Source organism: Thiocapsa sp. C2-2m (genome assembly GCF_041903745.1).
In the GTDB taxonomy this organism is placed as follows: domain Bacteria; phylum Pseudomonadota; class Gammaproteobacteria; order Chromatiales; family Chromatiaceae; genus Thiocapsa; species Thiocapsa roseilacustris.
Window position 1 is genome coordinate 22,254 of the sequence record NZ_JBBWVD010000037.1, and the last position, 13,263, is coordinate 35,516.

The following is a 13,263-nucleotide window of genomic DNA, read 5'->3' on the forward strand; positions in this document are numbered from 1 at the left end:
TTCTTCCGGCGGTGGCGGCGACCAGCTACTACATCGGCGCGTCCGGCCTCACCGAGATCAAGGTGCTCGGGGAGACCCCGTTCGTCTATCGCTTGGGGATGGCGGTGCATCGGGACGAGCCCTTGCTGGCGGCCATCCTGCAAAAGGGCCTGGATGCAATCCCGCGTCACGAGAGGGATGCGATCTACCACGACTGGATCTCGATCCGGTATCACGTCGAGGCGGACTGGGGTCTCTTGTTGCGGGTCGTTGCGGGTGCTGCGCTGCTGCTTGCGATCATCGGTTGGTGGGCGTTCAGTCTCGCCCGCGAGGTGCGCCGCCGTCGCCGGGCCGAGGCCGCGCTCGCCGTGGCGATGCCGGGTCTCGGCGGTATCGAGGCAGCCGAGGCGATTCGCGTCCGATCTCCCCGAACCCGGATCGTCGCCGTGTCGATGTATGGCGATCTCCATTATCGCAAACGGATGCTCGCCGCCGGTGCCGCCGCCTATGTCCTCAAGAACGAGGCAGGCGCCGATCTGATCGCCGCGATTCAGGCCGTCCTGCGGGGCGAAACCTTCATCAGCCCCTCGCTGGCATCCCCGAGCCAGGGTCGGGATGCACTTCAGTCAGAGGGCTGTCCCGATCTGGATCAGGCTGCGCTGACCGGGCGCGAGCGCGAGGTGTTGGAACTTCTGGTCCGCGGCAGACGCACCAGGGAGATCGCCGCGGAGCTCGGCATCAGCACCAAGACGGTCGAGACCTATCGCGGTCGCCTCATGGCCAAGCTCGGAATCGACAACCTGGCCGGTCTCGTCATGTTCGCGATCCGCGCCGGGATCGCACCGCTGGAGTGACACGACCTTGCACATCAAAGCCGTGTCGGGAGATCCCCGACGGGAATTCCCTGATTCCTTTCGCTCCCGGAGCAGCTGACCCACGTCTACAGCAACGGGATCCGGATCGGCGTGGCGACCTGCTCGACCGGTAAACCCGGCCATGAGACACCGACCGGGGTGTTCACGGTGCTGGAAAAGGACAAGGACCATCAGTCCTCGACCTACAACAACGCGCCCATGCCGAACATGAACCGCCTGACCTGGGACGGGATCGCGCTGCATGCCGGCAAGCTGCCCGGGTATCCGGCATCGCACGGGTGCGTGCGACTGCCTTACGCCTTCTCGGAGAAGCTCTGGACGGTGACGCATCCGGGCACGCCGGTGATCATCGCCGGATCACACTCGGATCCCTGGGAATTGACGCATCCGGGTTTGGTGCTCGGTGCCTATGCGGAGCAGGAGCTCGAGGATGCCGTCGCGGGTTTGGACGGAAAACGTCATCCCTCCGACTGGCAGGCGGCATCCGAGTATCCGGTGACCACCGTGATCGCTTCGACGGCGGACGGCAGGATCGACCTGATCGAAAACGGCCGCGTCGTCGCCGAAGGTCGCGTCTCCGTGAAGGGCTCGGGCGGCACGCTCGGGTCGCACGTCTTCATCCTCAAGGGGACCCACGATGCCGCAAAGGGTCTCTCCTGGCAGGCCATCAGCCATCATGAGAACGCAGGCGCAATGGTCTCGGGCGGCAGCGGATCGGAAGAGTCCGTGGTGTCCAGGCTCAAGGCGGACGATGCGTTCCAGCGCGCCATGAAGAAGAGCATGCATCCGGGCATGGTCATGATCGTGACCGACAACCCGCTGCACCCGGATCGCCGATCCGGTCAGGATTTCGTCATCATGACCAGTGCTTGAGGGGCTCGACGACGAGATAGCGGCGGCGAGGGCGACCGCCACTTCGACGGTCGACGAACATGCCTCATCCGACGCCGTTTCGGGGGCTTAGGGGCTTCTCCGTCGGGGTTCTCCCAAAAGGGATCGATCGCGGTGAATGTTCGGCCAAAGGCGCGAATCGGCGCTGGCCATGGCTTGATCCTTGTGCCAGGCTTGGTTCGAGCGAGGTCGATCCGGGTCCGTCCACGGCAGTGAGGGATCGCGGGTGGACCTTTGTCATCCGGAGTTTCGAGCCGAGGCGGATCAAGTGTGAACGACCGGCAGCCGACACTCTCGCGTCTCGTCTGGGAGACCCGCTATCGGGCCGAAGGCGAGGCCAGTCTCGACGCGACTTGGTACCGGGTTGCGTGCGCGCTGGCGTCGGTCGAGCCGGCCGAGTGGAAGATTTGGGCGGCGCGGTATCTGGACCTGCTGAAGGGGTTTCGGTTTCTACCGGGCGGGCGGATCCTCGCCGGGGCCGGCGTGGATCGGGACCTGACCCTGTTCAACTGTTTTGTCATGGGTCCGATCCCGGACGACATGTCGGGCATCTTCGAGTCGCTGCGAGATGCGGCCCTAACCATGCAGCAGGGCGGGGGCGTGGGTTGCGACTTTTCCACGCTGCGTCCCGCCGGTCTGTGCGCCCAGCGCGTCGGGGGCACGGCCTCGGGGCCGGTGTCCTTCATGGGCCTGTGGGACAGCATGTGCGCGACCCTGCTCTCCACCGGCGTGCGCCGCGGTGCCATGATGGGGACGTTGCGCTGCGACCACCCCGACATCGAGGTCTTCATCGACGCCAAGCGCGATGCGAAGGGGCTGCGCAACTTCAATTTCTGGGTGTTGGTGACGGATGGCTTCATGCATGCGCTGGCCGCGGACGCGCCCTGGGATCTGGTGTTTCCGGTCGAGCAGATGGCGCATCGGGATCATGCCGGCTTCCAAGGCCGAAGAATCCGTGTCTGGCCCGGCTGTAATGCTCCTGTTGTCTGTGCGGTTCTCCGCACCCTGCCGGCGCGCGCGCTCTGGACGCGCATCATGCTTGCCGCCTACGACGCCGCCGAGCCCGGCGTGCTCTTCATCGATCGGATCAACGCCGAAAACAACCTGGCCTACCGCGAGCGCATTTGCGCCACCAATCCCTGCGGCGAGATCCCCTTGCCGAGGTGGGGCGCCTGCGATCTTGGCGCGCTCAATCTGACCGCCTTCGTGCGGGAACCCTTCGAGGAGATCGCGTCGCTCGATCTGGACGCCCTTGCGGATGCGGCGGCTGTCGCGACCCGGATTTTGGATGCAGTGATCGATCTCTCGCACTTTCCGCTCCCCGCGCAGGCCGAGCAGGCGCGGGGGAGTCGCCGCATCGGTCTGGGGATCACCGGCCTAGCCGACGCGCTTGTCATGTTGGGATTGCGTTACGACAGCCCGGCCGCGCGCGATCAGGCGGCAGCGGCGATGCGCACGGTCTGTCATGCGGCCTACCGATCCTCGGTTGCCCTTGCCGTCGAGAAGGGTCCGTTTCCGTACCTGGTGCGCGATGCCTATCTGGCGGCGCCCTTCGTGCAGCGGTTGCCCGAGGATATTCGCGCCGGTATCGCCTCGGGCGGGATCCGCAACTCGCATCTCACCGCGATTGCGCCGACCGGAACCATCAGCTTGCTCGCAAACAACCTCTCGAGCGGCATCGAGCCGGTCCTCTCTCGGGTGCAGTATCGGCGAGTCCATACGGGCGCGGGTCGATCGGACCGGTATCGGGTCGAGGATTATGCCGGACGGCTCTGGCGCGAGCGCTTCGGTCGGCAGCCCGGACCGCCGGCCTTCGTCGCCGCGCACGAGGTGGCGCCGGAGAACCATCTCGCAATGCAGGCGGCCCTTCAGCCCGATGTCGACAACGCCATCTCAAAGACGATCAATGTGCCGGCAGGGATCCCGTTCGCGTCGTTCGAGCGGCTATATCGGCGTGCCTACGACCTAGGGCTGAAGGGCTGCACGACCTTCAGGCCCAACCCGGTGACCGGCGAGATCCTGAGCGAGGCGATGGATGGTCGGGCGCCCGACGCGCCGGGTCACTGCTGCGGATCGGAGCGGGACAAGGACTGACGCATGTCCTTCCACCCCGCCGTCAAGCCGCTGATGCAGCCGGTTCGCCCGGCGATGGTGCTGCACCATCTGGGTCAGATTGCGCTGATTCTGGCGATGCTCTTCTCGGTGCCGTTGGTCTTTGCGGCGGCGACCGGCGACTGGGAGCTGGCGTGGCGCATCCTGCTCGCCGCCCTGCTGCCGGCCTTGGCGCTCGGCGTTTGTGCTCGGATCCGCCCGAGCGACCGGCCCCTGCAGGCGAACGAGGCGCTGGTCATCACGGCCTTGACCTTCATCATCGCAGCGGCGCTCATGACCTATCCGCTCACTGCGGAGGGTCTGTCGCCTTTGGATGCCTGGTTCGAGTCGGTCTCGGGCGTGACCACCACCGGTCTCAGTCTGGTTCCGAACCCGGAGCTCCGCTCCGATGCCTTCCTCTTCACGCGCGCCTGGATGCAGTGGTTCGGCGGCTTGGGTATCGTCGTTTTGTCGCTCGCCCTGGCCTTCGGGCGGACCGAGGACATGCGTCGTCTGGCCGACGCCGGGGCGGACGAGGAGAGCTTGGCCGAAGGGACACGGATCCACGCCCGGCGTGCCTTTACGATCTATGTGCTGCTCACGGTCGCCGGCTTGCTGCTGGTCCTGCCGACGGATCTGCCGCCCTTCGACGCCCTTATCCATACGCTGGCCGCCATCTCGACCGGCGGGTTCGGCGGTGTCTCGGACAGTCTGGCCGGCTTCGGGCGAGGCGCTCATTTCGCCCTCTTTGCCGTTTCGCTGCTCGGCGCCTTACCGCTCTTTTTGTACTACAGGGCTTGGATATCCGGCCCCGTCTCCCTGAGATCTGATCCCGAGCTTCGGGCACTGATCATCGCCGTTGGGCTGGTGACCTTTCTGCTCTGGTGGCTCGGGGGCCTGTCGCCGGCGGACGCGCTGCTCCAGGCCGGCTCCGCCCAGACCACGACCGGATTTGCGACGCTGGATCTGAGCGAGCTGGATCCGGCGGCCAAAGGTGTTCTAATCCTGTCGATGGCCACCGGCGGCGGTGTCGGCTCGACCGCCGGCGGCATCAAGCTCCTGCGCCTGCTGATCCTGATCCGCATGATCCAGCTCGCCGTGATGCGCGTTCAACTGCCGCGTCATGCGGTGGTCCAGCCGGCGATCGGCGACCGGACCCTCGGCGGCCTCCAGATCGAGCATGCCCTGGTACTGATCCTGCTGTTCGTGCTGCTGGTGCTCGGGTCCTGGATGGCCTTTCTCGTCGCTGGCTATCCGGCGCTGGATGCGCTCTTCGAGGTGGTCTCGGCCACGGCGACGGTCGGCCTGTCCGTGGGCATCACCGGCCCCGACCTCGAGCCCGAGCTCAAGCTGCTGCTGAGCCTGAACATGCTGGCCGGACGCCTGGAGATCATCGCCTTGCTGGTTCTGCTGTTTCCGGGGACTTGGTACAAGCCTTGATCGGCGGTCGTCGCGAAGCGACGTTCCCCGGGATAGACGACTTGCAGTCGTCATCTGCCAAGCGTCCTGAGTACCGGCGGGGTTGCGCTCCATCCGAACCTCAGGGGCGTCGCGCCGACTGAAGAGGACGACTGCAAGTCGTCTATCCCGGGAGGTGTCGCCGCTTCGCGACGAACGTTGGCATCACTTCCGGCCGAATCGTATGCGCAGTCGGGATGCTGATGTCCGGAAATCGACTAAAGTAACGGCTAACGGCTAACGGCTAACGGCTAACGGCTAACGGCTGTGGGCTCGCGGCTGAAGGCTGATCCCTTAACGAGGGACACGACATGCGATTTGTCTTCATCGGCAGCGGAACCCTCGCCGTGCTCACCGGGCGCATGCTCGCGGAGCGCGGTCACGAGGTCGTCATCGTCGAGCGTGATCCGGAGACGATCGAGCGGTTTCGCGACGAGCTCGACGTGGGTTTCATCCACGGCGACGGGACTCGGCCGGCGATCCTGCGCGAGGCGGACCCCGAGAATACCGATCTTCTCTTCTGCCTGACCCATGACGATCAGTCCAACATCATCGCCAGCCTGGTGGCGCGTTCCCTCGGTTACCGACGGGTCGTGACTAAGATCGAGGATCCGGACCTGGAGCACATCTGCTCAGAGTTGGGTCTGGCCGACTCGCTGGTGCCGATGCACACCGTCGGCCGCTACCTTGCCGACATGGCCGAGGGTCAGGACATCATCGCCATCTCCGATATCCTGCGCGGCGACACGCGGATCTTTTCATTCAAGGTCGACGAGGCGTCGGCGACGGTGCTCGAGGCGTTGGCGATTCCGGATATCGCACGGGCCATCTGCATCTATCGCAACGGCGAGGAACTGAAGTTCGCCGACCCGCAGACGCGTCTGCGTGTCGGTGACGAGGTCGTGTTGCTGACGCGGGCGCGGAGTCTGAAAACACTCCGCCAGCGCTTCGAGTAGGACCAGCTCGATCATTGTGCGTCGGCGCCAGGTTTTATGGTTCTTCCCTGTAGTGATGCACCCGGATGGTGCGATGTCCTGTCACGACGCAATCGCTACATAAGGCCTAGTTCAATATAGTTAAGGGGTTGGCACCGGGTCACGCCGAACGCAATGTTGGCGCGTTTCTTGACGCGTTTTGTCCGATATGGGCCATGTTGTGGGGTTCACGGAGATGCTGAAACAATTCGAATCCGGCGGCGCCGGTCAGATCCAGATGCAACGTGCGGGACAAGCGATGGCCTACCACGAGTTCTATCAGGACGACTTCCGGCCGCGCGATCACTACCGGCCGATGTGGGAGCATATCCAGACCACCGGTCAGCAGATCCTCGGGGCCAAGGCGCGCGACGCCCATCTGACCCTGCACACCGAAGGGGTCACCTTCACCGTCTACTCCAACGACGAGGAGGGGATCGAGCGGGTCTGGCCCTTCGACATCCTCCCGCGCATCATCACGGCGATCGAGTGGGCGCAGATCGAGGCCGGACTCAAGCAGCGCATTCGTGCGTTGAACCTTTTTCTGAAGGACCTTTACCACGGTCAGCGGATCCTCAAGGACGGCGTCGTGCCGCCCGAGCTGATCTACCGGGGCAAGGATTTCCGGCGCGAGATCATGGATATCACCCCGCCGCACGACATCTACACCCACATCAGCGGGGTCGATCTGATCCGCGACGAGGACGGTCGCTATCTGGTGCTCGAGGACAACCTGCGCACGCCCTCCGGCGTGTCCTACATGATCGAGAACCGGATCGTGGAGCGGCGCATTCTGCCCGAGTTTTTCGCCCGCTATCGGGTTCGTCGGGTCGAGCATTATCCCGCGCTGCTGCTGCAGGCGCTGCGTCATCTCTCGCCGCGCGGCGCCGAGGACGCGACCATCGTCGTCCTCACGCCCGGCATCTTCAACTCGGCCTATTTCGAGCACACCTTTCTCGCCAAGGAGATGGGCGTGGAGCTGGCCGAGGGGCGTGATCTGGTCTGCAAGAACGACAAGGTCTATCTCAAGACGACGCAGGGTCTGCGTCAGGTCGACGTCGTCTACCGGCGAGTCGACGATGACTTTCTCGATCCGCTGGTGTTTCGCTCGGACTCCGAGCTGGGCGTGGCCGGGATCATCAACGCTTGGCGGGCCGGCAACGTCGCCTTGGCCAACGCACCGGGGGCGGGCATTGCCGACGACAAGGCGGTCTATGCCTATGTGCCCGACATCATCCGCTACTACCTCGGCGAAACACCCATCCTGCCGAGTGTCCCGACCTACCAGATGACCGATCACCAGGACCGTCTGTACGTGCTCGACAACATGGAGAAGATGGTCATCAAGGCGGTCGCCGAATCCGGCGGCTACGGGATGCTGATGGGACCCTCGTCCACCACCGCGCAGCGCGCCGAGTTTGCCCGCAAGATCGAGGAGAACCCGCGCAACTATATCGCCCAGCCGGTCATCCAGCTCTCGCGCCACATCTGCTATCTCGACGGGGAGCTGGAGTCACGTCATCTCGATCTGCGTCCCTTCAGTATCTACGGCAGCGATATCGAGGTGGTCCCGGGCGGCTTGACCCGGGTCGCCATGACCAAGGGATCCTTGGTCGTGAACTCCTCGCAGGGCGGGGGCAGTAAAGACACCTGGGTGCTGGCCGATTAATGCTCAGTCGTATCGCGGAATCGCTCTACTGGATGACCCGGCACCTAGAGCGCGCGGACAACACCGCGCGCGTGCTGGACATCAATGTCGTCTACATGCTCGAGGCCGACGAGGGTGCGACCGAGGAGATGCAGTGGCGTCCCTTGCTCACCATCATGGGTGCCGATGAGCTCTACGAGGAGTTACACCCCGACGGGCGCGTGACGGTGCAGCGCGTCATCCATCTGCTCACGCAGGACCGCAACAATCCGGGCTCGCTCCTGCTCAGTCTCAAGCTCGCCCGCGAGAACGCGCGGGTCGTGCGCGATCGCATCTCGAGCGAGATGTGGGAGGCGCTCAACGAGCTGTGGCTCTCGGCTGACAAGCATCTGAAGACGACCCTGCAGCCTTGGCGTGCGGCCGAGTTCTACGCCTTCATCCATCGCCAGGTCGCGGCCTTCTTCGGTCTGACTCAGAGCACCATGATGCGCGGCCAAGCCTACGGCTTCATGGCGCTCGGCAGCCTCCAGGAGCGCGCGGACATGACCGCGCGCATCCTGGATACGCGCTATCATCTGCTGCTGCCGGATCTGAATCTCGTCGGCTCGCCGTTGGACTATTATCAGTGGGGCGCGCTGCTCAAGTCGCTCTCGGGTTTCGAGGCGTATCGCCGTCGGTATCAGGGTGGCATCCGTCCGATCGACGTGGTGGAATTCGTGGTGCTTGACACGGAATTTCCACGTTCGCTCGCCTACTGTGTGGACGGTATGGAGCGCGCGCTTGCACGCATCGGTCCCTTAACGGACGGAGTCGTGCCCGAGCGTCTCGCAGCACTGCATCGACACCTCGACGGCGCAACCCCCCAAGGGATCCTGGATCTCGGCCTGCACGAGTATCTCGATGACTTCCTCGGGCTTTTGGCCGATCTCGGCACGGCGTTGCAGACCGACTACTTCGAGGCGCACTTAGGGGATGATGCTCAGTGAGATATCAGATCGAGCGGGTTTGTCGGATCAACTTCGCGGCCCCGGCTCGCGAGCATCACGTCCAGATCCGCTTGGCGCCTTGGGACGACGAGAGTCAGTCGCTCCTGCAGATCCAGCTCTCGGTGGCACCCGACGCCGGTGTTGCCACCTGTCGGGACGGGTTCGGTAACCTCTCGCATCACTTCGCGGTGATGGGGGCACATCGCGAGCTTGCCTTCACCATGAGGGCCGAGGTGGAGACCCTTCGCGGCAATCCCTTCGACTTTCCGGTGATTGCGCAGGCACGCGAACGCGCCTGGATCGACGACTCCCTCCATCAAGCGCCGCGCCTCTGGGACTTCGTCCTGCATCAAGGGCCGCTCACCCCCGCGCTGCCCGAGCAGATCAGCGGACATCGGGTGCCGATTCTGCGCGAGGATCGACCGCTTCTGGCTCAGGTGCAGGAGGCGAGCGCCTGGATTCAGTCGGTGACGCCGTTCGACCCGGAGGTCGAGCGGCCGGTCACTGCACTGCCTGCGCTGTTCGACGCCGGGCGCGGCTGCGCCGCCGATCTGGCGCACCTCTTGATTGCCCTGATGCGGCAGTGGTCCATTCCGGCGCGATTCGTCTCCGGGTATCTGGATGCGAGCTATTTCGACCCGGACGATGAAGACCCACCGGGCACGGAGCCCCGCGAGCAGAGGCTCCACCACTGGGCCGAGGTCCTGATCCCGGGCGGCGGCTGGCGCGGCGTCGACCCCGCCATGGGGCTGCTCGCCGATGCGACCTACGTGCGCGTCGCCGTCGGGCGCGATGCAGGCGACGTGCAGCCGCTGCGCCAGACCTGCCGCAGCGACGGATCGGTACCGGAGCTCCAAGAAACCCTCGCCGTCACGCCTATTGAACCGCGTCCGGAGTGATCTGAGAAGATCTCGGATTGCGTCTTGCTTCGTCCGACCAAGAGAAGTCGGAGCGGACGCGGTTCAAGAATTTTAAGAGATTGTTTTTATTATCCTAAACCGCGTCGACTCCGGCGTTTCAAGAGTGCTTTGACCTCTCTATCGACTCGATGATCTCCGAGAGCACCGGACGCGGTTTAGCGCGGTTCAGTTCTGGACGCGCGAGGCCCGCGTCAACTCCGAGAACCGCACCCCCCGCAACCCGCCGATCTCCAGGCTCAGCCGCTCGATCTCGGCCGGCATGCCGCGGATGATGATGGTCTCCAGGCAGTTGTGATGGTCCATGTGCACGTGGGTCGTCGCGACGACATGGATGTACTGGCGATGCTGGATGTCGAGGATGTGCTGGGTGAGCTCGCGTTGATGATGGTCGTAGACGATGGTCAGCACGCCTGCGACCTCCAGGTCGCCGCGCTCCCAGGTTTCCTCCACGATCCGCTCGCGGATCAGGTCGCGCACCAGCTCGGAGCGTGAGGCGTAGCCCTTGTTGACCACGCGTCGATCCAGCTCTTCCAGCAAGGGGCGGGGCAGGGAAACGCTGAAGCGAATGGTCTCCTCGCGCACGGTTTCCTCGACAGTCGACATGTCGGGCCTCTCAGAAGTCATCGAAGCCGTCGAAGTCGCCCATATCGCCGTCATCCAGCACCTGTTGGTCGTATTCAGAATCCAGCCCCGGATCTTCGAGAGGTTCTTCGGCCGCCTGCGCCGCCTCGGCGGTGAAGAGCCCGGTCAGCAGGTTGGCCATCATGACGCCGCCTGCAACCGCAACTGCGGTCTGGAGTGCCGATCCCAGGAAACCGCCGCCCGCCCGGTTGGCTTGGCCAGCCTGCATCCCGCTCGTCTGAAATGCACGGCCCAGGGGTCCGCCTGCCGGAATGCTCGGGGCACCCGCACTGGGATTCGGTGTCCCGAACAGGCTGTCGAGTAATCCGCCCCCGGCGGGTCGGCCCGCCAGCTCCTGCTCGAGCTCCTGCACCCTCTGGCCAAGCGTCTCGACGGCACGTTCCTGGATCAGGATCGTTTGGGCCATGTAATAGGGTGCCGCAGGCTGGTGCTCGACCGCTGCGGCGATCTGCTGCTCCGCGGCCGGATCGCGCGGTCCGGTTTGATGCTCGGCCTGTTGCAGCTTGCCGAACAGGTCGTCGATGATCTGCTGCTCGGTCAGTCTCTGCTCGTCTTGGCTCTTGTCGTGTTGGTCCATGGCTCGGCTCCGAAGGGCGAATCAGGTCGAATGGCTCGAAACAGCAAAGATATCCGGTTGGACACCGAGACTCCAATGGTGACGCCCAACGGATACGACTCGGCGGGGCTCGCCGATGCCGTTGGTCCCGGGTAGACGCCTGCACGGCCGAGTGCTACCTTCGCGGGTATTACCTCTCGTCCTTAGGTACTACGGGACGCGGCCTGTGGTCGGGTCTCGAAAACAGCCATGCACATCGTCGACGGTGTTCTCGGTGCGCCGGTCTTGATCGGCGCATCCATGCTTGCGGTTGCCGGCGTTGCTCGGGGGTTGAGCGTGCTCGATACCGAGTCCATCCCGCGCGCCGGGCTCCTGACGGCCGTCTTTTTCATCGCATCTCTGATCCATGTGCCGGTCGGTCCTGCGAGCGCCCACCTGATGCTGACCGGATTGATGGGGTTGCTGCTCGGCTGGGCGGCATTTCCCGCGATCCTGGTCGGCCTGGTGCTGCAAGCGGCCTTTTTCGGATTCGGCGGTCTGACCGTGATCGGAGTCAATACACTCAATTTGGCCCTTCCGGCGGTCGTGATCGGCCTGCTCGCGCACCGGTTTTTGGTGCACTCGGATATCTCGCCTCGGTCGGTGACGGTTCTCGTTGTCGGCTTCTTGGTCGGTGCCTTGTCGTTCGGCGTGTCCGCCCTGTCGGTCGCCGGTGTGCTTGCGCTGAGCGGGAGCGAATTCCTGGTGGCGGCCAAATTGATCCTGATCGTTCAGATCCCGGTGATGCTCGTCGAAGGCGCGATGACTGCTGCGACCTTGCGTCTTCTCTTGACCGTGCGACCCGAGCTGCTCCCGGTGGTTGCGCACGATCGTCTTCTGCCGGTCGAGCGGACGACCATGTAGGGCGACTTCAGACGTGTAGGTTGCGTTGACGACAGGAAGCACGACTTCCACTCACGCTGGGTTGTGCCTCGCACGGCTCGGCACAACCGGCGCCACCCACATCTGCCGGCCTGATCCGGCCTCTCCGCGCTTGCGCTGCATGGCCCGGCATGCGCATCCTAGTCGGTGCCATGACCGACTCAGTCTCCAATCCCGTCAAGCCGCACCCCGCCGCGCGGATTGAGCTTGCGCGCGACCAGGCCGGCCGCGTGGTTGTGGCGATCGGCGGTGCTTGGCAGCTCGACGCGGATCTGCCGGACCTGGAACGGATCGATGCCGAGCTTTTCGCCGAGCCGGGACCCGCGTCGATTGCCTTCGAGACCTCGGATCTGGTCGCTTGGGACTCCGGCCTCGTGAGCTATCTCGCCTCCCTGGCCTGGCGGTGTCGGGAACGCGGCATCGAGGTGCAGGAGGAGGGACTGCCCGAGGGGATTCGAGCCCTCTTGCGTTTGGCCTCGACGGTGCCGGAGCGTCGCGCCGAGGGGCGCGACGAGCATGCCGACCCCTTTCTGAAGCGTTTCGGTCAGGACTTCATCGATCTGGCGCGCTCCACCGGCGAGATCCTCGCCTTCATCGGTGAGGTTACACTCGCACTGCGCGCGATGCTGTCGGGGCACGCGCGTTTCCGGCGCTCCGAGCTGTGGCTGCTGGTCGAAGAGGTCGGTGCCGATGCCCTGCCGATCATCAGTCTCATCAGCTTTCTGGTCGGACTCATCCTGGGCTACATCGGCGACCAGCAGTTGGCGCAATTCGGTGCGCGGATCTTCGTCGCCGACCTGGTCGGGCTCGCCATCGTCATCCAGATGGGCGCGCTCATCACGGCGATCGTGCTCGCCGGGCGAACCGGGGCGGCCTTCGCAGCCCAGCTCGGGACCATGCAGGTGAACGAGGAGATCGATGCCCTTCGGACCTTGGGGATCTCGCCGGTCGAGTTTCTGGTCTTGCCGCGCCTGATCGCGCTGGTGGCCATGACGCCGCTCCTGGCGATTTACGCAAATCTCATGGGGATCCTGGGCGGTGCCTTCGCCGGCACCGTGGTCGGTGGTCTCAGCCCGACCGAGTATTTCACCCAGACGGTCGCGGCGATCGGCTGGAACCACATCACGCAAGGCTTGATCAGCGCGACCGTCTTCGGGGCGATCGTCGCAGTGTCGGGTTGTCTGCGCGGGATGCAGAGCGGACGCAGCGCTGCCGCGGTCGGCGAGGCGACGACCTCGGCCGTGGTCACCTCGATCGTCTTCATCGTGATCGCCTCGGCGGGCCTCACCATCGTCTTCGACGCGATCGGGCTGTCGTAACCT

12 protein-coding genes are annotated in these 13,263 nt (G+C 64.7%); 10 read left to right on the plus strand and 2 right to left on the minus strand.

What is annotated here, in order from left to right:
* The first annotated feature begins 11 nt into the window (after window positions 1-11).
* The 8 genes from AADX97_RS23250 (at window position 12) to AADX97_RS23285 (ending at window position 9,801) form a co-directional block, all read left to right on the plus strand.
* Window positions 12-833, plus strand: a complete 822-nt coding sequence (locus AADX97_RS23250) for a LuxR C-terminal-related transcriptional regulator (protein WP_374236247.1) — start codon at window positions 12-14, stop codon at window positions 831-833.
* A gap of 111 nt (window positions 834-944) precedes the next feature.
* Window positions 945-1,727, plus strand: a complete 783-nt coding sequence (locus tag AADX97_RS23255) for a L,D-transpeptidase family protein (protein WP_374236246.1) — start codon at window positions 945-947, stop codon at window positions 1,725-1,727.
* Window positions 1,728-2,015: 288 nt separating this feature from the next.
* Window positions 2,016-3,839 (plus strand): adenosylcobalamin-dependent ribonucleoside-diphosphate reductase, encoded by a 1,824-nt coding sequence (locus tag AADX97_RS23260; RefSeq protein WP_374236245.1) that lies wholly within the window; start codon window positions 2,016-2,018, stop codon window positions 3,837-3,839.
* Window positions 3,840-3,842: 3 nt separating this feature from the next.
* Complete coding sequence (locus AADX97_RS23265; RefSeq protein WP_374236244.1) at window positions 3,843-5,276, plus strand: TrkH family potassium uptake protein; 1,434 nt, start codon at window positions 3,843-3,845, stop codon at window positions 5,274-5,276.
* A gap of 329 nt (window positions 5,277-5,605) precedes the next feature.
* The gene (locus tag AADX97_RS23270; protein WP_374236243.1) at window positions 5,606-6,250 is read left to right on the plus strand and encodes a TrkA family potassium uptake protein; all 645 of its coding nucleotides are present in this window, start codon (window positions 5,606-5,608) and stop codon (window positions 6,248-6,250) included.
* A gap of 214 nt (window positions 6,251-6,464) precedes the next feature.
* Window positions 6,465-7,937, plus strand: a complete 1,473-nt coding sequence (locus AADX97_RS23275; RefSeq protein ID WP_374236242.1) for a circularly permuted type 2 ATP-grasp protein — start codon at window positions 6,465-6,467, stop codon at window positions 7,935-7,937.
* The gene (locus tag AADX97_RS23280) at window positions 7,937-8,902 is read left to right on the plus strand and encodes an alpha-E domain-containing protein (protein WP_374236240.1); all 966 of its coding nucleotides are present in this window, start codon (window positions 7,937-7,939) and stop codon (window positions 8,900-8,902) included. Before AADX97_RS23275 ends, AADX97_RS23280 begins: the two co-directional genes overlap by 1 nt.
* A complete protein-coding gene (locus AADX97_RS23285; protein ID WP_374236238.1) occupies window positions 8,899-9,801 on the plus strand; it encodes a transglutaminase N-terminal domain-containing protein in 903 nt (300 codons plus the stop codon). The genes AADX97_RS23280 and AADX97_RS23285 overlap by 4 nt, the downstream gene beginning before the upstream one ends.
* Window positions 9,802-9,987: 186 nt before the next feature.
* Here AADX97_RS23285 and nikR read toward each other — a convergent pair whose 3' ends face one another.
* Together nikR and AADX97_RS23295 are read right to left on the minus strand one after the other, a co-directional pair.
* A complete protein-coding gene (nikR, locus tag AADX97_RS23290; protein WP_374236237.1) occupies window positions 9,988-10,425 on the minus strand; it encodes a nickel-responsive transcriptional regulator NikR in 438 nt (145 codons plus the stop codon).
* A 10-nt stretch (window positions 10,426-10,435) separates the two neighbouring features.
* Window positions 10,436-11,041 (minus strand): DUF2076 domain-containing protein, encoded by a 606-nt coding sequence (locus tag AADX97_RS23295; protein ID WP_374236236.1) that lies wholly within the window; start codon window positions 11,039-11,041, stop codon window positions 10,436-10,438.
* A gap of 228 nt (window positions 11,042-11,269) precedes the next feature.
* On the opposite strand from AADX97_RS23295, the gene cbiM reads away from it, so the two are divergent.
* Together cbiM and AADX97_RS23305 are read left to right on the plus strand one after the other, a co-directional pair.
* Window positions 11,270-11,923: a cobalt transporter CbiM gene (cbiM, locus tag AADX97_RS23300; RefSeq protein WP_374236235.1), complete on the plus strand. Its 654-nt coding sequence runs from the start codon at window positions 11,270-11,272 to the stop codon at window positions 11,921-11,923.
* A 149-nt stretch (window positions 11,924-12,072) separates the two neighbouring features.
* Window positions 12,073-13,260 carry an MlaE family ABC transporter permease gene (locus tag AADX97_RS23305; protein ID WP_374239329.1) on the plus strand — a complete coding sequence of 396 codons (1,188 nt, stop codon included), beginning with the start codon at window positions 12,073-12,075 and terminating at the stop codon, window positions 13,258-13,260.
* Window positions 13,261-13,263 lie beyond the last annotated feature (3 nt).

What these genes read in the sequence shown, in the direction of transcription:
- AADX97_RS23265 (WP_374236244.1), top strand. Translation starts at nt 3,843, where the DNA reads ATGTCCTTCCACCCCGCCGTCAAGCCGCTGATGCAGCCGGTTCGCCCG.
- AADX97_RS23270 (WP_374236243.1), top strand. Translation starts at nt 5,606, where the DNA reads ATGCGATTTGTCTTCATCGGCAGCGGAACCCTCGCCGTGCTCACCGGG.
- AADX97_RS23275 (WP_374236242.1), top strand. Translation starts at nt 6,465, where the DNA reads ATGCTGAAACAATTCGAATCCGGCGGCGCCGGTCAGATCCAGATGCAA.
- AADX97_RS23280 (WP_374236240.1), top strand. Translation starts at nt 7,937, where the DNA reads ATGCTCAGTCGTATCGCGGAATCGCTCTACTGGATGACCCGGCACCTA.
- nikR (WP_374236237.1), bottom strand. Translation starts at nt 10,425, where the DNA reads ATGTCGACTGTCGAGGAAACCGTGCGCGAGGAGACCATTCGCTTCAGC.
- AADX97_RS23295 (WP_374236236.1), bottom strand. Translation starts at nt 11,041, where the DNA reads ATGGACCAACACGACAAGAGCCAAGACGAGCAGAGACTGACCGAGCAG.
- cbiM (WP_374236235.1), top strand. Translation starts at nt 11,270, where the DNA reads ATGCACATCGTCGACGGTGTTCTCGGTGCGCCGGTCTTGATCGGCGCA.
- AADX97_RS23305 (WP_374239329.1), top strand. Translation starts at nt 12,073, where the DNA reads ATGCGCATCCTAGTCGGTGCCATGACCGACTCAGTCTCCAATCCCGTC.